Raw genomic sequence first — 23,388 nt, 5'->3', positions numbered from 1 at the left:
ATGCCCGGCAATCAGAAGTTCAACGGCGATGGACCTGGCGTTTTTCGTGCGGGGTGGCGCGGTATCGGCAATAGGGCTATTGCAGAGCGCGCTCGCGTAGGAACTTCAGCGCCTCGTCCGCGTGCACATTGGCCCGCAACTCGCCGGTGACCACCTTGGCGACTTTGCGATCCCGGTCGATCACGAACGTCTGGCGCTTGACCGGTGCGAGCTTGCCGAGCAGTCCGCGCTTCACCCCGAATGCCGAGGCGACCGTGCCGTCGGCATCCGATAGCAACGGATAACCGAGGTTCTGTTCGGACGCGAATCCGGCCTGGGTGTCGACGCCGTCGGTGCTGATGCCGACGCACGACGCGCCCAGTGCCGCGAATTCGGCCGACACATCACGGAAGTGGCACGCCTCCGCTGTGCAGACCGGCGAATTCGCGGCCGGGTAGAAGAACAGCACCAGCGGACCGTTCGCGAGCAGCGCTTCGAGCGAACGCGGTGTGCCGGATTGATCGGGAAGCTCGAACTCCGGAGCGAGCTGGCCTGCCTGCATAGTGTGGACAGTACCGGGCGCGAGGTCGGTTTGCCGCCCCGCGCTCGGTCTCGTCATACCGGGGACCGGAATGACGGGTTCTTATCACGACTAAGCGCCGATGAGCGCGGCGACCTCTGGATTTTTGATTTCCATGACATCGAGAATTCCGTGTGCGCGCAGGAGCGGCCTGAGTTCCCTGATCCGGTCGCTGTGGGTGGCATATTCATCCGGAAAGTGGTGCTTGTCCAGGGCTTCCAATGCCTTCGCATAGGTGACGAAGGAAGCTAGCGCGTTCACTTGGTTTGAGCTCGGTGGTCCGCCCAGCGAATGCCGGCCGACCATCCGCGGGGGCTGACCGTGCAGACCGGAGCCGGCGGCGTGCCGCCCGTCCGGTGCACCTGGTTGCGAGGGGTACATCAGAAATGGGTACCGCGTATGAGATCGAACGGGGCGAGTGTAGTGACGGCTGTCACCAGTCTCCCCAGCATGTGGGAACCGGACAGTTGGTTCAGAAGGGTGGGACGCGCCGACAAGGCTGTCGGTGCCGCCTGGGATGATGGACTCATGCCTGGCGTGTCCACTCCCACCACCACGACCCGCGAACAGTTCCACTCACTGGCCGCGGAGCATCGGGTGGTCCCCGTGACCCGAAAGGTGCTGGCGGACTCCGAAACCCCGCTGTCGGCCTACCGCAAGTTGGCCGCGGATCGGGCCGGTACCTTCCTGTTCGAGTCCGCGGAGAACGGGCGGTCCTGGTCGCGCTGGTCGTTCATCGGTGCGGGCAGTCCCTCGGCGCTGACGGTCGTCGACGGTACGGCGGCCTGGCTCGGCCACACCCCCGCGGACGCGCCCTCCGGCGGCGATCCGCTGGTGGCCCTGCGCGAAACCCTGCAACTACTGCAGACCGAGCGGCTGCCCGGTCTGCCCCCGCTGACCGGCGGCATGGTCGGCTACCTGGGCTATGACGCGGTGCGCCGGATCGAGCGGCTGCCCACCCTCGCCGTCGACGATCTGCAACTGCCCGAGATGGTGCTGATGCTCGCCACCGATCTCGCGGCCTTCGATCACCATGAGGGTGCGATCACGCTCATTGCCAATGCGGTCAACTGGAACGGCACCTCCGAACGGGTCGACGAGGCCTATGACGATGCCGTCGCCCGGCTGGACCGGATGACCGCCGCGCTGGCCGCACCCTCGGAGTCCACGGTGTCGGTCTTCGATCAGCCCGAGCCGGACTACATCCGCCGTCGCACCACCGAAGAATTCGGCGCGGGCGTGCGCCGCCTGGTCAAGGAGATCGAGGCGGGCGAGGCCTTCCAGGTGGTGCTCTCGCAGCGCTTCGAAATGGACTACGACGGTGCGCCTTTGGACCTCTACCGGATGCTGCGCGCCGCCAATCCGAGTCCATACATGTATCTGATCCATATCCCCGACGGCGACGGCGGCACGGCATTCTCCATCGTTGGCTCCAGCCCGGAATCGTTGGTGACCGTGAAAGAGGGGGTCGCGACGACACATCCGATCGCGGGCACCCGGTGGCGTGGCGCCACCGAGGAGGACGATTTGCTGCTGGAGAAGGGGTTGCTGGCCGACGAGAAGGAGAATGCCGAGCATCTGATGCTCGTCGACCTCGGCCGCAACGATCTAGGCCGGGTCTGCCAGCCGGGCACGGTGCGCGTCACCGAGTATCGGCACATCGAGCGCTACAGCCACGTCATGCATCTGGTCTCGACGGTCTCGGGCCGTCTCGCGCCCGGCAAGATCGCACTGGACGCGGTCAGTGCTTGCTTCCCTGCAGGCACGCTGTCCGGTGCGCCGAAGGTGCGCGCGATGGAGCTCATCGAGGAACTCGAGCCGACCCGCCGCGGCGTCTACGGCGGCGTCGTCGGCTATCTCGACTTCGCGGGTGATGCGGATACCGCGATCGCCATCCGTACCGCACTGCTGAAGGACGGCACCGCCTACGTGCAGGCGGGTGCGGGGATCGTCGCGGATTCGGATCCGGATTACGAGGACGTCGAATCCCGCAATAAGGCCATGGCGGTCTTACGGGCGGTGGCGGCCGCGAAAACTGTTCGGGCATACCGCGGGCCGACATCTGCGGACGGCAGTGCGGAATGACCGATTCGGAACCCCTCGATACCGATCCGTCCACCCCGGACGCGCAGACCACGAAGCGTAAGTATCCGGTTGGCGCGATCGTGCTGCTCGCCATCGCGGCGGCGGCACTGTGGGGCTCTTCCCGGATGACGTGGGTAACTGTCTCATCCACTGACGGTCTGACCGAACCGCGCACCGACAAACTCGACGGCGGTGTCTGGTTCGGCGCCCTCACGCCACTGGCCCTGGTACTGCTGGCCGCCATCGCCGCGGTGCTGGCGACTCGCGGTTGGCTGCGGCGCATGTTCGGCGTCCTGATCGGTTTGGTCGCCGCGGTGACGGCCGTTCCCGGCTTCGCGCTGCTGACGAGATCCGGCGCGACCGCGGCCCGCGCCGCCGCCCTGGCGGAGCTGCCCGGTCGCGCGACGGTCACCGAGGTGGTCACCTCCCAATTTCCTGCCGTACTTTCGCTGCTGGGAGCGCTGGCGGCCTTCGCTGCCGGTGTCCTGCTGGCCCGCATGTCAGAGGATGCCGCCCGCCTGTCCGGCAAGTACGACAATCCGGTCTTCCGCAAGGCCGCCGCCACCGAACAGGTGACGCGTCAGCGGACCGACCAGCCGGCGGGTGATATGGGGCGGCTGTCCGAGCGCGTGCTCTGGGATGCGTTGGACGCGGGCACCGATCCAACCGAGGAAGCGGATCGGCCCACTTCGGCCACCGACGATTCCGCCGATCATGATCAGGGGAAACAAGGGCATCGAGGTGTCTGAGCAGGTGACTACAAACCCCGGCGGAGTTGCGCCACAAGCAGCCATTTATTCTTTGACAGCATCGGTGAGACAGCGCCTGGGGGCATTCTCAGGCAGCAAGTCCGTCTCCCCAGAAAGGATTCGAGCCAGATGACGGTACTCGACTCGATTCTCGACGGGGTCCGCGCGGATGTGGCCGCTCGGGAAGCCCTTCTGGACTTCCCGGCGATCAAAGCGGCCGCGGGCGCCGCGCCCGCGCCGCTGGACGCCCGCGCCGCGCTCCTCGAAGACGGCATCGGCGTCATTGCCGAGGTCAAGCGGGCCAGCCCGTCCAAGGGGGACCTCGCGGACATCCCGGACCCGGCGAGTCTGGCCAAGTCCTATGAGGACGGCGGAGCGCGCATTATCAGCGTGCTCACCGAGAGCCGCCGCTTCCACGGGTCGCTCGACGATCTGGACGCGGTCCGCGCCTCCGTGAACATCCCGATCCTGCGCAAGGATTTCGTCGTCGGGCCCTATCAGATCCACGAGGCCCGTGCGCACGGCGCCGACGTCATCCTGCTCATCGTGGCCGCCATGGAGCAGGATGTGCTGAGTTCGCTGATCGACCGCACCGAATCGCTCGGCATGACCGCCCTGGTCGAGGTGCACACCGAGGAAGAGGCCGACCGCGCGCTCGAGGCCGGCGCCTCCGTGATCGGCGTGAACGCCCGCAACCTCAAGACCCTCGAGGTCGACCGCGATGTTTTCGCCCGGATTGCGCCCGGTCTGCCCACCGAAGTCATCCGCATTGCCGAATCCGGTATCCGCGGCACCGCCGACCTGTTGGCCTACGCCGGTGCGGGTGCGGACGCCGTGCTCGTCGGCGAGGGGCTGGTCACCAGCGGTGACCCGCGCGCGGCCGTTTCCGAACTGGTAACCGCGGGCACCCACCCGTCGTGCCCGAAGCCCGCGCGGCGGGGCCGGTGACCAAGGTGACGGCACTGCCCAAGGCCTCCGACGGCATCCACGAGCGCAGCGACCACGAGCCCGATCCGGGTGGCCACTTCGGCGTTTACGGCGGTAGGCATGTGCCGGAGGCGCTGATGGCGGTGATCGAGGAGGTTACCGCCGAATACGAGAAGTGTCGCCTCGATCCCGCCTTCCTCGACGAACTGGACCGGCTGCAGCGCGACTACACCGGACGCCCGTCGCCGATCTTCGAATGCCGGCGGCTCGCCGAGCACGCCGATGGCGCGCGCATCATCCTCAAGCGCGAGGACCTGAACCACACCGGTTCACACAAGATCAATAACGTGCTCGGCCAGGCGTTGCTGGCCAAGCGCATGGGCAAGACCCGGGTGATCGCGGAGACCGGCGCAGGTCAGCACGGCGTCGCCACCGCGACGGCATGCGCACTGCTCGGCCTGGACTGCGTCATCTACATGGGTGCGGTCGACACCGCCCGCCAGGCGCTGAATGTGGCCCGCATGCGGCTGCTGGGCGCCGAGGTGATCTCGGTGCGGACCGGTTCGCAGACCCTCAAGGACGCGATCAACGAGGCGCTGCGCGATTGGGTTACCAATGCCGACGCCACCTACTACTGCTTCGGCACCGCCGCGGGCCCGCATCCGTTCCCGATGATGGTGCGCGACCTCCAGCGCATCGTCGGTCTGGAGGCTCGCGCGCAGGTGCAGGCGCTCACCGGTCGACTGCCCGATGCCGTCACCGCCTGCGTCGGCGGTGGCTCCAACGCCATCGGCATCTTCCATCCCTTCATCGACGATCCGGGCGTGCGGCTGATCGGCTACGAGGCGGCCGGTGACGGCGTCGAAACCGGGAGACACGCCGCGACTTTCACCGGTGGCACACCCGGCGCGTTTCAGGGCGCGTACTCGTACCTGCTGCAGGACGAGGACGGCCAGACCATCGAATCGCATTCGATCTCGGCCGGTTTGGACTATCCGGGTGTCGGTCCGGAACACGCCTACCTCAAGGACATCGGTCGCGCCGAATATCACCCGATCACCGATGCCGAGGCGATGGACGCGCTGCTGCTGCTCAGCCGTGCCGAGGGCATCATCCCGGCGATCGAATCCGCACATGCGGTGGCCGGTGCGCTGAAGCTCGGCAAGGAGCTGGGCAAGGGCGCGATCATCCTGGTGAACCTGTCCGGGCGCGGCGACAAGGATATGGACACGGCGGCACGTTGGTTCGGGCTGTTCGATGACCACGCTGCCGACAAGGAGAGCCACCAGTGAGTGAGCGTAGCGAGCGACCCATGAACACAGCGTCCACAACGACGACGGAGCCGAGCGCCGGCGAGGCGCAGTCGTGAGCCAGCAGTCTCGCCTTGCGAATACCTTCGCCGCCTGCCGCGCGGAGGGTCGGGCCGCACTGATCGGCTACCTGCCCGCGGGCTATCCGGACCTGGCCGGTTCGATCGAGGTGTGCCGCACCATGGTCGAATCCGGTTGCGACATCATCGAAGTCGGCGTCGCCTACTCCGATCCGGTGATGGACGGACCGACCATCCAAGCCGCCGCCGATCAGGCGCTGCGCGGCGGTGTCCGGGTGCGTGACGTGTTCTCGGTGGTCGAGGCGATCACCGCGGCGGGCGGTAAGGCCGTCGTGATGAGCTACTGGAATCCGGTGCTGCAGTATGGCGTCGACCGTTTCGCGCGCGATCTGGCTGCCGCGGGCGGGTCCGGCATCATCACCCCCAATCTCATCCCAGAAGAGGCCGACAGCTGGTTCATCGCCTCGGCCGCACACGATCTGGACCGCATTTTCCTGGTTGCACCATCGTCCACCGAGGAGCGCCTGGTCAAAACGCTGGAGGCCAGCCGCGGGTTCGTCTACGCGGCCTCGACCATGGGTGTCACCGGCGCCCGTGACGCGGTTTCCTCCGCGGCTCCGGCGCTGTGCGCGCGCATCCGCGCCCACTCCGATATCCCGATCGGTGTCGGCCTCGGCGTGCGCAACGGTGCGCAGGCGGCCGAAATCGCCTCCTACGCAGACGGAGTCATTGTCGGTTCGGCACTGGTGACCGCCGCAGCCCAGGGACTCGACGCGGTACGGACCCTCACGGCCGAACTGGCCGAGGGTGTTCGTTCCGCGACCGTCACCTCCTAGTCGTCGAGCGGGCCACGCCGACCGCGAATCCCGCGCTGTGGCCGTGCTCCGCTACGGTTGGGGCCGTGACCTTACGAGTCCTCGCAGACAGCGTCCTGAGCAACGGAGCCGTCACCGCTGATGTGCTGGCCTACATTCCCAGCCCGTCCCAGGGCGTATGGCATATCGGTGCGTTCCCGTTACGGGCCTATGCCCTGTGCATCATCACCGGCATTGTCGTCGCCATCTGGTGGGGTGAGCGGCGCTGGCAGGAGCGCGGCGGCCAGAAGGGGGCGATTCTCGACATCGCGATGTTCGCGGTGCCCTTCGGTCTGGTCGGCGGGCGGCTCTATCACGTGGCCACCGACTGGCAGAAATACTTCGGCGCCGACGGCCATCCGATCGATGCGCTGAAAATCTACCAGGGCGGCCTCGGCATCTGGGGCGCAGTCTTCCTCGGCGGCGTCGGCGCCTGGATCGGCTGCCGGGTGTACCGAATTCCGTTGCCCGCGTTGGGCGATGCGATCGCGCCGCCGATTCTACTGGCCCAGGCGATCGGTCGGCTCGGCAACTACTTCAACCAGGAGCTCTACGGCCGCAAGACCGATCTGCCGTGGGGTCTGGAGATCTACCTGCGTTTCGACGAGCAGGGCAGGCTCGACATGATGAACGGCGTCTCCACCGGCGTCGTCGACAAGGTCGTGCAGCCGACCTTCCTGTACGAGATGATCTGGAACCTGCTGATCGTGCTGCTGTTGGTACAGATCGACAAGCGCTACCGCATCGGGCACGGCCGGCTGTTCGCGCTTTATGTCGCCGGGTACTGCCTCGGCCGCTTCTTTGTCGAACTGCTGCGCGACGACGAGGCGACCAAGATCGCGGGCATCCGCATCAACTCGTTCACCTCGGCAATCGTATTCCTCGCCGCCGTCGCCTATTTCGTCTTCGCGACCAAGGGCAGGGAGACCGCCGATCAACTGCAACCGTCGACGGTTGCGCGGCCATGGCCGTGGCAGATCGGGGCACTGCGTGCGGCGGGCGCCGAATCCGAGGCCGCGTCGAAGGCCGCCGCCGCGGCGGAAGCAGTGCCGCCGAAGCGCAGTGCCGAGCAGAATGAAGCGGAGGCCGTCGCGGACAAAGACGCGGAAACCGACGACGAGGACGACTTGCCGGACCAGCAGGGGGCGAAGCAGATCACGGACGAGTCCGAAAAGGCAGGCTCGTCCGTCGGCGAAAGCACTACGGAGAAGCCGGATTCGACGAAATCCGAGAACTCCGGCAACGAACCGGATACCGCCGGCGATAACTCAACAGAGTCCGAGACCTCGGACGCAGAGCAGGGCAAGGTCGAAATCTCGAAAAAGGACGACTGATCCCGTAACGACTCGGGTAACTCGTTGGGGCACCGAGTAGACACGCGACGGCGTGTCAGCCACAGTACCTTCGGGTGCCCAATTGCCCGGCAAATACGCGGGGAGGCGGGTGAGCGCCCGTCGAAATGCACAAATGATGGAGGACATTTAGTGACCGACCCCTACCAGCACCAGCCAGGCTTCGGCGGCCCCCAGTACGGTCCGCCCGGGACGGGGCCGGACCTGAACAAGCAGCCCGAAGCACCCGGGCAGCAGTACCCGTCGAATCCGTACAACCAGCAGCAGCCGCAGTACGGCCAGCCCGATCCCTACGGTCAGCAACCGGGCGGTTACCCGCCCCCGCCGTACCCGGGCGGCGGCTACAACCCGAACGATCCGGAAGCGCCCTACGGTCGCGACCCGTTCGGCGTGCCGTTCTCGGATAAGCAGAAGCTGACTGCGGGTCTGCTGCAGATCTTCCTCGGCGTCTTCGGTATCGGTCGTTTCTACACCGGCCACACCGGCATTGCCGTGGCGCAGATCGCGGTCACCTGGCTGACCTGCGGCTTGGGCGGCATCTGGCCGCTGATCGACGGCATCATGATGCTGACCGGCAAGGTGCCCGACAGCCTCGGGCGGCCATTGCGCGACTGACCGCCGCGAACTACCGGCAACGGCCCCGTCGCATCGGATGACGATGCGACGGGGCCGTCGCCATTTTCGGCGGGCTGTGCGAGGATTCGGCGCACGGTGATCGCAATACTGTCGGTCGGCAGCATCCTGGCGTAGCGTGAGCCGGGTTTTGTGTCGTGTGTGGATGTAGTTCACCGTCCAGACACCGAAGAGAGGGACTTCCGTGCGCCGTAAGTTGTTCGCCGCCGCCATGCTCGCCATTGTCGCCGCCACCGGGCTCACCGCTTGCGGCAGCAGCAGCGATCCGAACGTGCTGAAGGTGGGCACCGAAGGTACCTACGCGCCCTTCAGCTACCAGGGCTCGGACGGCAAACTCACCGGCTACGACGTCGAGGTGATCCAGGCGGTCGGGGACAAGATCGGCAAGAAGGTCGAGTTCGTGCAGACGCCGTGGGATGCGATCTTCGCGGGGCTGGAATCCAAGCGTTTCGACCTGGTCGCCAACCAGGTGACGGTCAACGACGAGCGCAAGGCCAAGTATTCGCTGTCGCAGCCGTACACCACCTCCGAGGGTGTGATCGTCACCCGCGCGGACAGCACCGGCATCACTTCGCTCGCCGACCTCAACGGCAAGACCACCGCGCAATCCGCGACGAGCAACTGGGCCAAGGTCGCCCAGGGCGCGGGTGCGAAGGTCGAAGCGGTGGAGGGCTTCGTGCAGGCAATTCAGTTGCTGAAGACCGGCCGCATCGATGCCACGGTCAACGACAGCCTCGCGGTTCTCGAGTACACCAAGAAGAACGGCGATGCCGGCGTCAAGGTCGCGGTCAAGACCGGGCAGGTCAGCCACCAGGCGTTCGCCGCCCGCAAAGACGACGCCGTGATCGGCCAGATCAATACCGCCCTCGAAGCATTGAGCGCGGATGGTACGTTGGCAAAGATCTCGGAAAAGTACTTCGGCACCGACGTCAGCAAGTAACCGTCCGTGGATCCCGCAACCAGGGAACTGATCTGGCACAACCTGTGGCCGATGCTGCAGGCCACGATCGACAAGACCCTCCCGCTGACCGCCATCAGCTTCGTCATCGGTCTGGTCATCGCGTTGTTCGTGGCGCTGGCTCGGATGTCACCGCTATGGTTCGTCTCGGCGCCCGCGCGCTTCTACATCTCGATCATCCGGGGCACACCGCTGCTGGTGCAGCTGTTCATCGTGTTCTACGCGCTGCCACAGTTCGATATCGTCATCGATCCGTTCCCGGCGGCGGTGATCGCCTTCAGCCTCAATGTCGGCGGTTACGCCGCCGAGGTCGTGCGCGCGGCGATCCTGAGCGTCGCGGAGGGGCAGTGGGAGGCGGCCAAGGCGCTCGGCATGTCGTATGCCCAGGAGTTACGGCTGATCATCTTGCCGCAGGCCGCCCGCATCGCGGTGCCGCCGTTGTCCAACACTCTCATCTCCCTGGTGAAGGACACCTCGCTGGCCTCGACCATCTTGGTGACCGAACTCCTGCGCACCGCGCAGCTGGCCGCCGCCCCGACATTCGACTTCTTCGCCCTGTACGGCGTCGCCGCGCTGTACTACTGGGTGATCTGTCTGGTCCTCGGCTTCGGCCAGACCCGGCTGGAAACTCGGCTGTCCCGCCATGTCGCACGCTGACGGGGCCCATTTGTACTTTCCGCTAAGCCTTCGTACATATATTTCACCTAGCTTTCACCGAGGCCACAGCAGGCCGGGGATACCGCGCGGGACTAGGCTCTACTCGTGATGCGACGGACGAAGATTGTGTGCACTCTCGGCCCAGCGACCGCTACCGAGGAACGTATTCGGGAACTCGTCGAGAGTGGCATGGATGTGGCGCGGCTGAATTTCAGCCATGGCGAACACTCCGACCATGCCGAAAACTACAAGAAGGTGCGACAGGCCTCGGACCTGATCGGCCGGGCGGTCGGCATTCTCGCCGACCTGCAGGGACCGAAGATCCGGCTGGGGCGCTTCGCCGAGGGCAAGACCGTTTGGGCCAATGGTGAAGAGGTCCGCATAACTGTCGACGAGATCGAGGGCACCCACGATCGCGTCTCCACTACCTACAAAGAGCTGGCCAAGGACGCCAAACCGGGTGACCGACTGCTCATCGACGACGGCAAGGTCGGTGTCACGGTCATTCGGGTCGACGGCAACGATGTCGTCTGCCGGGTGACCGAGGGCGGACCGGTCAGCAATAACAAGGGCGTCTCGCTGCCGGGTATGGACGTGTCCGTGCCCGCGCTGTCGGCGAAGGACATCGAGGACCTGGAATTCGCGCTCAAGCTCGGCGTCGACTTCATCGCGCTGTCCTTCGTGCGTTCACCCGCGGATGTCGAGCTGGTGCACGATGTGATGGACCGGGTCGGCCGGCGCGTTCCGGTGATCGGCAAATTGGAGAAGCCCGAGGCCATCGACAATCTCGAGGCCGTCGTGCTGGCCTTCGACGCGGTTATGGTCGCCCGCGGTGACCTCGGCGTCGAACTGCCGCTCGAGCAGGTGCCGATCGTGCAGAAGCGGGCCATCCAGATGGCCCGCGAGAATGCCAAACCGGTCATCGTCGCGACCCAGATGTTGGAGTCGATGATCGAGAACTCGCGCCCGACCCGCGCCGAGGCCTCCGATGTGGCCAATGCGGTGCTCGACGGCGCCGATGCGGTGATGCTGTCGGGTGAGACCTCGGTCGGCGCGTACCCGATCGAGACAGTTCGCACCATGGCGCGGATCGTGCACGCGGTCGAGACCGAATCCACCCGGGTGCCACCGCTGACCCATGTGCCGCGCACCAAGCGCGGTGTCATCTCCTATGCGGCTCGCGATATCGGCGAGCGGCTCAATGCCAAGGCGCTGGTCGCCTTCACCCAGTCCGGCGATACGGTTCGCCGTCTGGCCCGTCTGCATACCCCGCTGCCGTTGCTGGCGTTCACCCCCCTTCCCGAAGTGCGCAGCCAGCTGTCGCTCACCTGGGGCACGGAAACCTTCATTGTCCCGACGGTGGACAGCACCGATGCGATGATCCACCAGGTGGATGTAGCACTTCTGTCGATGGAGCGATACCAAAAAGGTGATCTGGTGGTAATCGTGGCAGGCTCCCCGCCCGGTACTGTCGGCTCCACCAATTTGATCCACGTGCACCGCATCGGTGAGGAGGACCATTAGCCGTGAGTGATCGCAGCGAACGAACCGACAACACAGCAGCGCCAGCGGCCGCAATGGAGCCGAGCGTCAGCGAGGCGCAGTTGTGAGCGCTTCGCTAGGTGGCGCTGTCGGCCTCGGGGCCGCAGCGGAGGGTACCGACCTCGATGTGCTGCTCGGACTGCTCGATCTGGAACAGGTCGACGAGGATATCTTCGTCGGCCAGCATCCGGAGAAGGTCTGGAGCCGCACATTCGGTGGTCAGCTCGTTTCGCAGGCGATCATGGCGGCGGGACGGACGGTCGACGGTGACCGTCCGCTGCACGCTGTCAATGCGCACTTCGTGCGTGGTGGCGATGTGAAGAAGCCGATCGAGTACCGGGTCGACCGCCACCGCGACGGACGCTCACTGGCCAACCGTACGGTCACCGCGACCCAGGACGGTCAGGAGCTGTTCGTCATGCTCGCCGCGTTCCAGGATTGGGGCAAGGGGCTCGAGCATGCGCACGCCCAGCCGGAGGTACCGGATCCGGAGACGCTGCCGCGCGTCGAGGAGAGCTTCGAAGGCTTGGAGGACAAGCTGGAGATGTTCGTCAACGCGCCGCATCCGATCGATATGCGCTACACCAATGACCCGGCCTGGATCCTGAAGGGCACGGGGGAGCGGCTCAATCACAACCGCGTGTGGATGCGGGCCGATGGCCGACTGCCCGACGATCCGCTGATTCACGTTGCGACGCTTGGTTATTCGTCCGACACCACGGTGCTCGATTCGATCATCACCACGCACGGTCTGTCCTGGGGCCTGGACCGCATCGTGGCCGCGACGATCAATCATTCGATCTGGTTCCACCGCCCGTTCCGCTTCGACGATTGGGCGCTCTACGCCACCGAATCCCCGGTGGCCGCCGGTTCGCGTGGTCTTGCCACCGGCCGATTCTTCTCCCGCAGTGGCGAATTGCTTGCCACCACCGTCCAAGAGGGCATCATCCGCCACTTTCCGTCCCGCGGATGAGCTCCGTACCCATGTGCATTGCTGACAGTAACAACTGATTTCGCAAGCACATGGGTAACTCATCGGGTACACCCAGAACTGGATTCGGTAACAAACCGTCGGCCCGCGATGCGACTCAGCCAACCATCTACGACCGGCAAAGGCGCGGGGAGGCGGGGGAACCTAAGGTCCGGGGAGGCGGAATCGTTCGCGCTCGGTTTCGAAGTCGAAGCTGTCCCGGCGCTGCATTCGGATGGTCCGCGGGATCTCCAGATCCATTGGGCAGCTTGCGGTTTCCAACATCAGGCGCTTCTCCAGCGCGCTCAGGCTCGGTGCTGTCAGATCACGCGGCGCCCCGACCAGACTGAGTGCGATCTCATAGGTGCGCCGGGCGCCGTGCTCCTGGCCGGGATGGCCTACCCGCCACTGGGTTTCGAGTAGCAGATGCTCCGGTGCGTCGGACTCGACGGGCAATGTGAAGCGCCACGCGAAGACATCACGGTCCTGGAGGTGGTCGTCCACCACCTCGCGTACCGAATCGACGACGAGATCGAGGGTATCCGGTGTCACATAAACATGGAGCGAAACATCCGAAATTCGTTTCGGCATGTCTGATTCCTGTCGTGTGTCGAACCATCAACGGCGGAAGTTATTCCCGGCGCGAGTGTAATCCCTTTACCCACTAATTGGACACCGGGCCCGGCATATCACCGGATCCGCTGGGCGGCGAGGAAGGTGGCCAGCGGCGCCGGCCCCCGCGCTCCGGGGGCGACCACCAAGCCGGGGCGCTCGTCGTCGACGGGCTGCTGCTGCTCGTTCGGCGCCAACGCCAGCAGTAGCGGCATCAATGCCTCGGCGATCCGGTCACCCACTTCGCAGAATGCAGCCTCCGAGAGTCCGACCGGATCGGCGATATTCTCCCGGCCGACGAGGGCGAGATCGTGGCGGGCGCGGTGCAGGTCGGCGATGGTCACGGCGCCGGTGACCTTGGCGATGCGATGCGCTTCCAGCAAAGTGAAGGTGCGCGATCCAGCCCCGAACCCCATCTGCGCCGCCTGGTCCCGGATCTGCTCGGTCATGGCGAGCACCAGGTCCGCGCGGTCGATCAGTTCGGGCACGAGCTTGCGGGCCCGGAAATGGTCGGCGTTGGCGCCGAGCCCCTCGATGGTACGCGCGGCCAGCGGCTCGATCGGAAAGCCAACCAGCGCACGGGTTCCCGCGCTCTCCGCGGTTAGTCGGAACAGGTTGTATTCGACCGCTACGGCGCGGGTGAGCCGCTCGGCGATTACCGAACGGCAGACATTGCCGTTGCAGACGAACAGGACGTGCATGCGGATACGGTAGGCCGCGTACGGGCCTATCAGAAGGCCGTGGACATCGAATCACTGCCCACGGAACACATATTCATCTGTTGGTCGAGTGCCGTACACGAAGTACGCCCCGGTATTCAGAGAGACGCTCGATACGCGTTGTCGCTAGGTGGCCGATCGGTAATCGAGGTCTGGGCGTCCTGCCGAAGGTACCTGGCGCGAGTGGTTTCAACCATCACGGTATTGCCACCGTTGGGGATCGGATTTACTCGGACTCGCCACGGTAGTAAGCGGATTCGGCGACCACGGGTGCCGCCTTGGCCGCCTCGCCGTACACCCGCCCCCGCGTCGAGAACATCGGCCCGCGCGAGTCCACGACGGGTGCGAACCGCGGCAGTCCGGAACCCGCTCCCATATCGTCGTACATCGCATCGATACCGCCACGCATGAAGTAGGCCTCATGCCAGAGCCCGGTCCCCCGGAGTCGCGCAGGAACTTCTGCCACCAATCCCGGTGCGGCACCGAGCGTGTCCACCGTTCCAGTGAATCCAGATCCCGCCAATACTGCCGTGCGCCCCAATGTGGCGGAAACAGCCACCAGATCACGTCCTCGTGCGACCAACAGCCCATCCGGCCGATCCTTGTGCGACCGACACAGTTTCGGGCCCATACCGAGCAACCGCAGGATCCCCCGGGCGGCTTACGCACCCGCATCCCGAGATGGATGACGACCAGATCTGGATACCCGGACAGATCGACAGTGGTCCTGTTCGCCCGTATCGAGGCACCTCCGCATCGGGTTGCCCAATTGCAACCCCCTACGTCGGAAACACGATGTAGCCCGCGTCCGAGTTCGATCGCCCCTCGGCGTGCGCCGGTAGCGCGACGTCCGCCGTTAACACGACTGCGGCAGCGGTCCGCGGGGTGAAGCCTCGCTGGGCGGGGTTTGGGAGTTGCATCCCCAAGAAGCGAGATCGGCCCAAGCCCTCCATGGGCATGGGCCGACTACGAGCTGGTGCCGATTGTGGGACTCGAACCCACACGTCCTTTCGGACAACGGTTTTTGAGACCGTCGCGTCTGCCAGTTCCGCCAAATCGGCGCACCGGTGGGAAAGCATAGCGGGTCACTGTCGAAAATCGCGAATGGGCTGGGTCGGGAGTGATCGGTCGCCCGGTTTGCGCAGGGTAAATGGGTTGTGTGTGGAACTGAAAGGTACTCTCTACATCACTCGATGGCGACAGTGGGGCGATGGGCCGATGCCCGGACCGCGGCCACCCGTTCGCGTGTCGGGACACGGCATCGGAACCAGAGGGGTCTACCTATGAGCAACACAGCAGGGGGCGCCGGCACGAAGCGGGACGCCGGGGCGAAGCGAGTCGTCGTCGCGGAAGACGAGGCGCTCATCCGCATGGATCTGGTGGAGATGCTGACCGAAGAGGGCTATCAGGTTGTCGGCGAGGCGGGCGACGGCCAGCAGGCAGTGGATCTGGCGGTGGAGCATCGGCCGGATCTGGTCATCATGGATGTGAAGATGCCACGCCGCGACGGTATCGATGCCGCGGCCGAGATCGCGTCGAAACGTGTTGCACCAGTTGTGATTTTGACCGCATTCAGTCAGCGCGATCTGGTCGAGCGGGCGCGCGACGCCGGTGCGATGGCGTATCTGGTAAAGCCGTTCACGAAATCGGATCTGGTGCCCGCCATCGAACTGGCGGCCAGCCGCTTCCACGAAATCACCGCGCTGGAGAGCGAGGTTGCCAATCTGGCCGAGCGTCTGGAGACGCGCAAGCTGGTCGAGCGGGCCAAGGGCGTGCTCATGCAGACCCAGGGATTGTCGGAGCCGGAGGCGTTCAAGTGGATTCAACGGACGGCGATGGACCGGCGCACTACCATGAAGGCGGTAGCCGAGGTGGTGTTGGAAAATCTGGCCCCGAAGTAGGACTGTCTTGCGCCCCGGCCGTTGAACGCCGGAAATTTTACTTCTCGGAAACCTGATCGTGATGAAAAATTCGAAACGAAGTCGATCGGATGATCCGAATGTGATGCGCGTCTAACGTACCAACGCTATGTTCTGACCGGGCTGACGTGGTCGGCCTCCTCGGAGGAGAGCCCGGGGGAGCACAGGACGTAGAGGTGAAACGTGCTTAGTTCGACATGGCGCAGTCGTTCGATGCGGGGGGCATTGGCCATCGGTGCCGCTGCCGCGCTCGCGCTGACGGGGTGTAGCGATAAATCGACCGACGGTGGCGCGGGCACCTCCGGCAGCAGTGGCGCGGGCGGTCTGAAGATCCAGCCGGTCATGCAGATCGACGCCAATGGCAAGCAGGTGCCGAAGTCGGACAGCGCCTCGGCGGCCGACCCGGCGGGCGACGGTAAGGCGACCTGCCCGGCGGGCACCGCGATCGCCATGGCGGGCGCGCTCACCGGTCCGGACGCGGCCCTCGGCATCAATATCGTCGACGGCGTGAAGCTGGCGCTGGACAAGCACAACAAGGCCAACCCGGGCTGCAAGATCGAGCTCAAGCAGTTCGATACCGAGGGCGACCCGCAGAAGGCTACCCAGGTCATCCCGCAGATCACCGATGACAAGTCGATCCTCGGCCTGGTCGGTCCGGCGTTCTCCGGTGAGACCAAGGCGACCGGCGGGAGGCTCAGCCAGAACGGTCTGGTCTCGTTGACCGCCTCGGCCACCAACGAGACGTTGACCCAGAACGGCTGGACCAGCTTCTTCCGCGGCCTGGCCAATGATGGCGTGCAGGGCCCGTCGGTCGGTAAGTACCTGGTCAACACCGCGGGCTACAAGAAGGTCTGCGTCATCCAGGACAATACCGACTACGGCACGGGCCTGGCCAAGACGATCATCGAGGGTCTCGGCTCCGTCAACGACGCGGGCTGCAATGCCAGCATCAAGAAGGGCGACAAGGACTTCTCCGCCACGGTCACCAAGATCGCGAGCGCAGCGCCGGACGCCATCTTCTACTCCGGCTACTACTCCGAGGGCGCCCCGCTGGCGCAGCAGCTGAAGTCCGGTGGCGTCAAGGCGGTCTTCGTCTCCGCCGACGGCACCAACGATCCGCAGTTCGTCGCCCAGGCCGGTAGCTCGTCCAAGGGTGCGGTGCTGTCCTGCCCGTGTGGTCCGGCGCCGGATAAGTTCGCGGTCGACTACAAGGCACTCAACGGCGCGGAGCCGGGTGTGTACTCGGTCGAGGGCTACGACCTGGCCACGATCTTGGCCAAGGGCATCGATGGCGGCAAGCTGACCCGTCCCGACCTGCTGGAGTACGTGCGGTCCTACGACGCCAACGGTCTTGCGCGTCAATACAAGTGGAACGCGACCGGTGAACTGTCCAACGCGCTGATCTGGATCTACGAGGTCAAGTAGCCCTAGACAACCCGCACGGCGGCACATATGGGGGTTCGTGCGAATCCCCGCACGTGCCGCTGTGTCGGGTGGGCCGATAGATGAGGGCAAAAGACGAATGACATCAACGGCATTGGCCGGTGTAGCACAACTCGCCGGCGGTTCGATCGACTTCAACTACCACGGAGTGATCGATAATTTCTGGCGACTGACCGTCGACGGGGTGACCTACGGCTCTATCTATGCCTTGGTCGCCGTGGGCTACACCCTGGTCTACGGTGTATTGCGGCTGATCAATTTCGCCCATTCGGAAATATTCATGCTCGGCATGTTCGGTCAATTGATCGGACTCATGCTGTTCGGATTCGTGGCGAATCCCGATGTGTATACCCAGGGCATCATCCTGACCGTTACCTATCTCGCGTTGGCGATGATAATCGGCATGCTGGTATCCGGTGGCGCCGCAGTCGGATTGGAGCGGGTGGCCTATCGGCCATTGCGCAAACGCGGGGCAAAACCACTCAGCTTCCTCATCACGGCGATCGGCATGTCGTTCGTGATCCAGGAATTCGTGCACTTCATCCTGCCGAAGATCAATCCCAAACTCGGCGGCACCAATGCACAGCAGCCGGTCAAACTGGTCGAGCCGAGCGTGCAGTTCAGCTTCTTCGGCGCCGAGGTCGACAACATCAAACTGCTGATCGTGCTGGCGGCGATCGCGTTGGCGATCGTGACCGAGGTGCTGATCAATCGGACCAAATTCGGTCGCGGCATTCGCGCCGTCGCCCAGGATCCCGATACCGCTACGCTGATGGGCGTTTCGCGGGAGCGGGTCATCATGTTGACCTTCTTCATCGGCGGTGTACTCGCCGGTGCCGCCGCGCTGCTGTACGCGATCAAGATCCCGCAGGGGATCATCTACTCCGGCGGATTCATCTTGGGCATCAAGGCATTCAGCGCCGCGGTGCTCGGCGGCATCGGCAATCTGCGCGGCGCCTTGCTCGGCGGCATCCTGCTCGGCGTGGTGGAACAGTACGGCCAGTCGCTGCTCGGATCGGAGTGGCGCGATGTCGTCGCGTTCGCCGTGCTGGTGCTGGTGCTGATGGTGCGCCCGACCGGCATCCTCGGTGAGAGCCTCGGGAGGGCCCGCGCATGACCGACTCGACCAAAACCATGGAAACCGCACCCGAGACGCCTGCCGCGGCCCCGACCGGACGCGGTGTGGGAGACGCGATTCGGACCTGGTGGGACGGCCTGAGCCGCCCCGCGCAATGGGGTGTCGGCGTGCCGATCCTCATTCTGCTCGCCCTGCTTCCGTTGTTCCCGCCGCCGCTGCTGGATACCCCCGGCTACAACTTCGGTCTGGTCATGGCGCAGGTCGCGATGTACGCGCTGATTGCCATCGGCCTGAATGTCGTTGTCGGACAGGCGGGTCTGCTCGACCTCGGCTACGTCGGCTTCTACGCCATCGGCGCGTATACGGTCGGTCTGCTCACCAGTCCCAACAGTCCGTGGAATCAGACCGACGGCGGCTGGCTGAATCCGACTTGGGCCTGGATGGCCTGTCTGCCGATCGCGGTCGCGGTGACGGCGATCTCCGGCATCATTCTCGGCACCCCGACGCTGCGGCTGCGTGGTGACTATCTGGCGATCGTCACCCTCGGCTTCGGTGAGATCGTGCGGCTGCTTGCCGACAATCTCTCCGACATCACCAATGGCAGCCTGGGGTTGTCCGGTGTCGCCTTCCCACGCATCGGCGAATCCGACAGCCGGCCGGAGGGTGTGTTCTCCGGCGGTAACAGCGGCAATGCCGACAGCGCGAATCTGCTGGACCGGGCCAGTTACGGCACCTGGTGGTATTGGTTCGCGATGGTGCTGGTGATCATCGTGCTGCTGATCGTCGGCAATCTGGAACGCAGCCGGGTCGGCCGCGCCTGGGTGGCCATCCGCGAAGACGAGGACGCCGCCGAGATCATGGGCGTGCCGACCTTCAAATTCAAGCTGTGGGCCTTCCTGATCGGCGCTGCCGTCGGTGGCATGTCCGGTGCGATCTACGCCGGTCAGGTGCAGTTCATCAATCCGACCGGTTTCAACATCATCAACTCGATGCTGTTCCTGTGTGCGGTCGTCATCGGCGGTCAGGGCAATAAGCTCGGAGTCATCTTCGGCGCGTTCGTCATTGCCTATCTGCCCGCACGGCTGCAGTCGGTGAAATTGGTGAACAACGAGTCCACCGGGTACCTCCTGTTGGCGATCGACGTGCTGGTCTTCGTCGGGTTGGCGGTCGTTTGGAAGTACAAGGGCGACAGTCTGAGTGCGTGGCCGCGGCGCGTCTGTATTACCGGCATGGTGGTCACCGGCATCATGGGCGCACTGCTGCTCGGCAGCGTGCTGCTGTTCCGCGTCGGCGGTGCGCAGTCCCTCGGTGACCTCAAGTACATGTACTTCGGAATTACCTTGGTGGTCATGATGATTCTGCGGCCACAGGGTCTGTTCCCGGTGCGGCAGAAGCTGCTGACCTTCGGCAGGCAGGTGTATCAGGCCGTCCGCAAACCGGGTGAGCGTGAATTGATCGGAGCGCGACGATGACCGGGCCAGGCGCGGGCGACGCCCTGTTCGACAACGAGGATATGGCGGCCGGTTATGCGGCACCGCCCGAGGTCGAGACCGCGGGCGAGGTCGATGTCGCCGCTGTGAGTCCGGTGCTCGCCGATGCCGAGGTCGTCGCGGATGTGGTTGCGCCGCACCGCGAAATCGAGACCGCGGTGGGTGCGCCGCTGCTGCGCACCGATGAGCTCACGGTGCGGTTCGGCGGTCTGACCGCATTGGACAAGGTCAGCTTCGATATCCGCCGCGGCGAAATTCTCGGATTGATCGGACCCAATGGCGCGGGCAAGACCACATGCTTCAACGCCATTACCGGCGTCTACAAACCGGCCTCGGGGCTGGTGTATTTCGACGGCAAACCGCTGACAAAGACCAAGCGCAATGAGATCACCCGGCTCGGTATCGCCCGCACCTTCCAGAATGTGCGGCTCTTCGGTGAGATGACCGCGCTGGAGAATGTGGTGGTCGGCACCGACGCCAGGCATAAGACCTCGGTGCCCGGCGCCATCTTCCGCACCCCGCGGCACCGCAGCGAGGAGAAGGATGCGATCGAGCGCGGCATGGCCCTGCTCGAATTCGTCGGCGTCGCACCGCGTGCGGTGGAGAAGGCGCGCAATCTGTCCTACGGAGATCAGCGCCGATTGGAGATCGCTCGCGCGCTGGCCACCGAGCCGAAACTGCTCTGCCTGGACGAACCCGCCGCCGGGTTCAATCCGAGCGAGAAATCGGCGCTGATGGATTTGATCCGCAAGATCCGCGACGACGGGTTCACCGTGCTGCTGATCGAGCACGATATGCGCCTGGTCATGGGTGTTACGGACCGGATCGTGGTGCTGGAGTTCGGCCGTAAGATCGCCGACGGACTGCCCGCGGAGATCCGCGACAACCCGGATGTCATCGCGGCGTATCTTGGCGTGCCCGATACCGAGGTCGCGGCGGCCGAAAAGGTCACCGTCACAACCGAAGTTGTCGAACCGGAACCGCCCGCGGCCGAACCGGCCCCAGAGCCCGGTAAGCCCGAGGCCCGCGACTTCAGCCAGGCGCCGCCGCTGCTCGAGGTAGACGACATGGTGGTCAACTACGGCAGAATCCAAGCGCTGCACGGGGTTTCGCTGCGTGTGGCGGAGGGTGAGCTGGTCACGCTGCTCGGTGCGAACGGTGCGGGTAAGACCACCACTATGCGCGCGCTGTCGGGCTTGCTGCCGCTGGCCCGCGGCAAGATCAAGTTCGAGGGCCGCGATATCACCCAGATGAAGGCACACGAGCGGGTCACCCACGGGTTGATCCAGGCACCGGAGGGCCGGGGTGTCTTCCCCGGCATGACGGTCCAGGAAAACCTCGATATGGGTTGCTACGGAAGGACTTTCAAGCAGAAGGCGGAGTACGGGCAGACGCTGGAGTGGGTCTTCGAGCTGTTCCCGCGGCTGTCCGAGCGACGCAAGCAGGTCGGCGGCACGCTCTCCGGCGGTGAGCAGCAGATGCTGGCCATCGGCCGCGCGCTCATGGCCCGTCCGCGCCTGCTGCTGCTCGATGAACCGTCGATGGGCCTGGCGCCCATGGTGATTCAGCAGATCTTCCGGATCATCAGCGAGATCAACCAGCAGGGCACCACGGTGCTGTTGGTCGAGCAGAATGCCCAGCAGGCGCTGACCCGCAGCGATCGTGCCTACATTCTGGAGACCGGTGAGGTCACCAAGACCGGTATCGGCGGGGATCTGCTCACCGATCCCGCCGTGAAGTCGGCCTATCTGGGCGTGGGCTGAAAAGTCGGACCCGTCCGTGGCCGCCTCGAGGCATGATTGCGGCCATGGACGGGCATGACGAATTGACGAATCTGGCCGACCGCTACTGGGACAGTGTGCTGGCGGCTGCGCCGAGCACGGCCACCCTGCTCGGTGACCACCGCTTTGACGACCGCGTCGAGGATCTCTCGTCCGAGGCCGAGCAGCGGCTGCTCGCGACCTTGCGCGAGCTGCGTGATCGGGTCGTCGGTCTCGACGCCGACAACCTGAACGGAACCGACCGGGTCACTCACGGTCTGTTGCGCACCGAATTGGATACGGCCATCGACAACTTGGCGTGGCGGCCGACCGAACTGGCATCGGACCAGATGGACGGCGTGCACGCGGTCATGCTCATGACGGCCACCCAGACCAAGGCGCCGCAGCCCGAACACGCGCTCGCCCTGGTCCGGCGGTATCGCCAGTTCGGCACGCTGTTCGACCAGGCGGTCCAGCAGTTCCGCAACGGCCTGGCCGCGGGCCGCACGCCCGCGCGCATCACCATCGACCGCTCGCTCAACCAACTGGACAGCTACCTGGCCTCCGATATCGCCACCGATCCATTCGTCACCTTCACCGGACCGGCGGACTGGGATGGGGAAGCCGCCTGGCGCGCCGAACTCGCCGAGGTCGCCCGCGACGTGATCCGCCCGGCCTTCCAACGCTATCGGGATGCCCTGGCCGACGAATTGCGGCCCGCTGCCCGTTCCGACGATGAATGCGGTCTGTGCTGGCTCGGAGCCGATGGCGAGGATATCTACCGGCGGCAACTACGCCGCCACACCACCCTGCCCGATCTCGGCGCGGATGAGATCCACGAACTCGGCCTGTCCGAATTGGCGCTGCTGAGCGAGGAATACGCCACGGTCGGTACTCGGCTGTTCGGTACCGCCGATACCGCCGAAATCTTCGCCCGCCTGCGCAGCGATCCCGAACTGCGTTATGTCAGCGGCGAGGAGATCATGGCCGATGCGCAGCACGCGCTCGGTGCGGCGGTCGCGGAGATGGGCAACTGGTTCGGCCGCCTGCCCAAGAAATCCTGCGATATTGTCCCGTTGCCGGAATTCCTGGCGGCGGATTCGCCTGCGGCGTACTACTTTCCGCCCGCCGCGGACGGTTCCCGGCCGGGCACCTACTTCGTCAACCAACACGAACCGGCAGGGCGCAGCCGCTACGAGTCGGCGGCATTGGCCTACCACGAGGCGATTCCGGGGCACCACCTGCAGCTCACCATCGCCAATGAACTCGCTCAGCTGCCGCGATTCCAACGACAGTCCTTCGCGAATACCGCCTTCGTCGAGGGGTGGGCGCTCTACACCGAACGTCTGGCCGACGAAATGGGCTTATACGAAGACGATTTGGCACGCGTCGGCATGCTGGCCGCCGATTCCTGGCGCTCGTGCCGACTCGTCGTCGATACCGGAATTCATGCCAAGGGCTGGAGCCGCCAGCAGGCCATCGACTTCATGGTGGCCAACGCGCCGGTCGGGCTGACCGAGATCGAGGTCGAGATCGACCGCTACATCGCCATTCCGGGCCAGGCGGTGGCCTATAAGGTCGGTCAGCTCGAGATTCGCGGGCAACGCAGGCAGGCGGCCGAACGGCTCGGTGCTGCCTTCGACATCAAGGTGTTCCACGATGTGGTGCTCGGCTCCGGCTCGGTCAGCCTGCCGGTGTTGCGCGAACTCGTGGCCACACTGTGACCCGCTGAGCGGTTCCTCGAGTTGCGG

General features: G+C 65.1%; 22 protein-coding genes, 1 tRNA gene and 2 pseudogenes. 18 read left to right on the top strand and 7 right to left on the bottom strand.

Annotated features, from left to right (window positions below; genetic code table 11):
• Positions 1 to 76: 76 nt before the first annotated feature.
• Both AB0J29_RS23350 and AB0J29_RS23345 read right to left on the bottom strand, forming a co-directional pair.
• Entirely contained in the window at positions 77 to 541 is a 465-nt protein-coding gene (locus tag AB0J29_RS23350; protein WP_364789828.1) for a peroxiredoxin, read from the bottom strand.
• Positions 542 to 631: 90 nt separating this feature from the next.
• A complete protein-coding gene (locus AB0J29_RS23345) occupies positions 632 to 820 on the bottom strand; it encodes a hypothetical protein (RefSeq protein WP_364789825.1) in 189 nt (62 codons plus the stop codon).
• Positions 821 to 1,087: 267 nt separating this feature from the next.
• Here AB0J29_RS23345 and AB0J29_RS23340 point away from each other — a divergent pair, with 267 nt between their 5' ends.
• The 11 genes from AB0J29_RS23340 (at position 1,088) to AB0J29_RS23290 (ending at position 12,619) form a co-directional block, all read left to right on the top strand.
• Positions 1,088 to 2,644 (top strand): anthranilate synthase component I, encoded by a 1,557-nt coding sequence (locus AB0J29_RS23340; protein ID WP_364789822.1) that lies wholly within the window; start codon positions 1,088 to 1,090, stop codon positions 2,642 to 2,644.
• Positions 2,641 to 3,393 (top strand): TIGR02234 family membrane protein, encoded by a 753-nt coding sequence (locus AB0J29_RS23335; RefSeq protein ID WP_364789819.1) that lies wholly within the window; start codon positions 2,641 to 2,643, stop codon positions 3,391 to 3,393. The genes AB0J29_RS23340 and AB0J29_RS23335 overlap by 4 nt, the downstream gene beginning before the upstream one ends.
• Positions 3,394 to 3,522: 129 nt before the next feature.
• The gene (gene trpC, locus AB0J29_RS23330; RefSeq protein ID WP_364789816.1) at positions 3,523 to 4,341 is read left to right on the top strand and encodes an indole-3-glycerol phosphate synthase TrpC; all 819 of its coding nucleotides are present in this window, start codon (positions 3,523 to 3,525) and stop codon (positions 4,339 to 4,341) included.
• The gene (gene trpB / locus AB0J29_RS23325) at positions 4,338 to 5,612 is read left to right on the top strand and encodes a tryptophan synthase subunit beta (RefSeq protein WP_364789879.1); all 1,275 of its coding nucleotides are present in this window, start codon (positions 4,338 to 4,340) and stop codon (positions 5,610 to 5,612) included. Before trpC ends, trpB begins: the two co-directional genes overlap by 4 nt.
• A 73-nt stretch (positions 5,613 to 5,685) precedes the next feature.
• Entirely contained in the window at positions 5,686 to 6,486 is an 801-nt protein-coding gene (gene trpA, locus AB0J29_RS23320) for a tryptophan synthase subunit alpha (protein WP_364789813.1), read from the top strand.
• Positions 6,487 to 6,581: 95 nt separating this feature from the next.
• Complete coding sequence (gene lgt, locus AB0J29_RS23315; RefSeq protein ID WP_364789876.1) at positions 6,582 to 7,838, top strand: prolipoprotein diacylglyceryl transferase; 1,257 nt, start codon at positions 6,582 to 6,584, stop codon at positions 7,836 to 7,838.
• A gap of 150 nt (positions 7,839 to 7,988) precedes the next feature.
• Complete coding sequence (locus AB0J29_RS23310) at positions 7,989 to 8,471, top strand: TM2 domain-containing protein (RefSeq protein ID WP_364789810.1); 483 nt, start codon at positions 7,989 to 7,991, stop codon at positions 8,469 to 8,471.
• Between the two features lie 229 nt (positions 8,472 to 8,700).
• On the top strand, positions 8,701 to 9,429 hold the full coding sequence (locus AB0J29_RS23305; protein WP_364789873.1) for an amino acid ABC transporter substrate-binding protein: 729 nt from the start codon (positions 8,701 to 8,703) through the stop codon (positions 9,427 to 9,429).
• Between the two features lie 6 nt (positions 9,430 to 9,435).
• Positions 9,436 to 10,104: an amino acid ABC transporter permease gene (locus AB0J29_RS23300; protein WP_364504371.1), complete on the top strand. Its 669-nt coding sequence runs from the start codon at positions 9,436 to 9,438 to the stop codon at positions 10,102 to 10,104.
• A gap of 105 nt (positions 10,105 to 10,209) precedes the next feature.
• Positions 10,210 to 11,628, top strand: coding sequence for a pyruvate kinase (gene pyk, locus AB0J29_RS23295; protein ID WP_364789807.1), 1,419 nt, complete (start codon positions 10,210 to 10,212; stop codon positions 11,626 to 11,628).
• 82 nt (positions 11,629 to 11,710) lie between these two features.
• Positions 11,711 to 12,619 (top strand): acyl-CoA thioesterase II, encoded by a 909-nt coding sequence (locus AB0J29_RS23290; protein ID WP_364789804.1) that lies wholly within the window; start codon positions 11,711 to 11,713, stop codon positions 12,617 to 12,619.
• 162 nt (positions 12,620 to 12,781) lie between these two features.
• Here the strand turns inward: AB0J29_RS23290 and AB0J29_RS23285 are convergent, their stop codons facing one another.
• The 5 genes and pseudogenes from AB0J29_RS23285 to AB0J29_RS23265 all read right to left on the bottom strand — a co-directional run bounded on the left by AB0J29_RS23285 (position 12,782) and on the right by AB0J29_RS23265 (position 15,008).
• Complete coding sequence (locus AB0J29_RS23285) at positions 12,782 to 13,207, bottom strand: hypothetical protein (protein WP_364789801.1); 426 nt, start codon at positions 13,205 to 13,207, stop codon at positions 12,782 to 12,784.
• Positions 13,208 to 13,305: 98 nt separating this feature from the next.
• The gene (locus tag AB0J29_RS23280) at positions 13,306 to 13,929 is read right to left on the bottom strand and encodes a low molecular weight phosphatase family protein (protein ID WP_364789798.1); all 624 of its coding nucleotides are present in this window, start codon (positions 13,927 to 13,929) and stop codon (positions 13,306 to 13,308) included.
• A gap of 244 nt (positions 13,930 to 14,173) precedes the next feature.
• Positions 14,174 to 14,443: a hypothetical protein gene (locus AB0J29_RS23275; protein WP_364789885.1), complete on the bottom strand. Its 270-nt coding sequence runs from the start codon at positions 14,441 to 14,443 to the stop codon at positions 14,174 to 14,176.
• Positions 14,444 to 14,451: 8 nt separating this feature from the next.
• Positions 14,452 to 14,622, bottom strand: a pseudogene (locus AB0J29_RS23270) (hypothetical protein); the annotation flags it as partial.
• 299 nt (positions 14,623 to 14,921) lie between these two features.
• Positions 14,922 to 15,008 (bottom strand) — tRNA-Leu (locus AB0J29_RS23265).
• A gap of 222 nt (positions 15,009 to 15,230) precedes the next feature.
• Here AB0J29_RS23265 and AB0J29_RS23260 point away from each other — a divergent pair.
• From AB0J29_RS23260 to AB0J29_RS23230, 7 genes and pseudogenes are all read left to right on the top strand, one after another.
• Entirely contained in the window at positions 15,231 to 15,848 is a 618-nt protein-coding gene (locus AB0J29_RS23260; RefSeq protein ID WP_364504353.1) for an ANTAR domain-containing response regulator, read from the top strand.
• A gap of 231 nt (positions 15,849 to 16,079) precedes the next feature.
• Positions 16,080 to 17,291: a branched-chain amino acid ABC transporter substrate-binding protein gene (locus tag AB0J29_RS23255; RefSeq protein WP_364789795.1), complete on the top strand. Its 1,212-nt coding sequence runs from the start codon at positions 16,080 to 16,082 to the stop codon at positions 17,289 to 17,291.
• Positions 17,292 to 17,388: 97 nt separating this feature from the next.
• Complete coding sequence (locus tag AB0J29_RS23250; RefSeq protein WP_364789792.1) at positions 17,389 to 18,426, top strand: branched-chain amino acid ABC transporter permease; 1,038 nt, start codon at positions 17,389 to 17,391, stop codon at positions 18,424 to 18,426.
• A 17-nt stretch (positions 18,427 to 18,443) separates the two neighbouring features.
• Complete coding sequence (locus AB0J29_RS23245; RefSeq protein ID WP_364789870.1) at positions 18,444 to 19,859, top strand: branched-chain amino acid ABC transporter permease; 1,416 nt, start codon at positions 18,444 to 18,446, stop codon at positions 19,857 to 19,859.
• A gap of 41 nt (positions 19,860 to 19,900) precedes the next feature.
• Positions 19,901 to 20,812: pseudogene (locus AB0J29_RS23240) on the top strand (ABC transporter ATP-binding protein); the annotation flags it as partial.
• 132 nt (positions 20,813 to 20,944) lie between these two features.
• Positions 20,945 to 21,640 (top strand): ABC transporter ATP-binding protein, encoded by a 696-nt coding sequence (locus AB0J29_RS23235; RefSeq protein WP_364789867.1) that lies wholly within the window; start codon positions 20,945 to 20,947, stop codon positions 21,638 to 21,640.
• Between the two features lie 44 nt (positions 21,641 to 21,684).
• Complete coding sequence (locus tag AB0J29_RS23230) at positions 21,685 to 23,361, top strand: DUF885 domain-containing protein (RefSeq protein ID WP_364789789.1); 1,677 nt, start codon at positions 21,685 to 21,687, stop codon at positions 23,359 to 23,361.
• Positions 23,362 to 23,388: the final 27 nt, after the last annotated feature.

The sequence above is a fragment of the Nocardia sp. NPDC049707 genome (genome assembly GCF_040674855.1).
Taxonomy (GTDB): Bacteria; Actinomycetota; Actinomycetes; order Mycobacteriales; family Mycobacteriaceae; genus Nocardia.
This window is presented reverse-complemented; position numbering and strand designations above follow the sequence as displayed.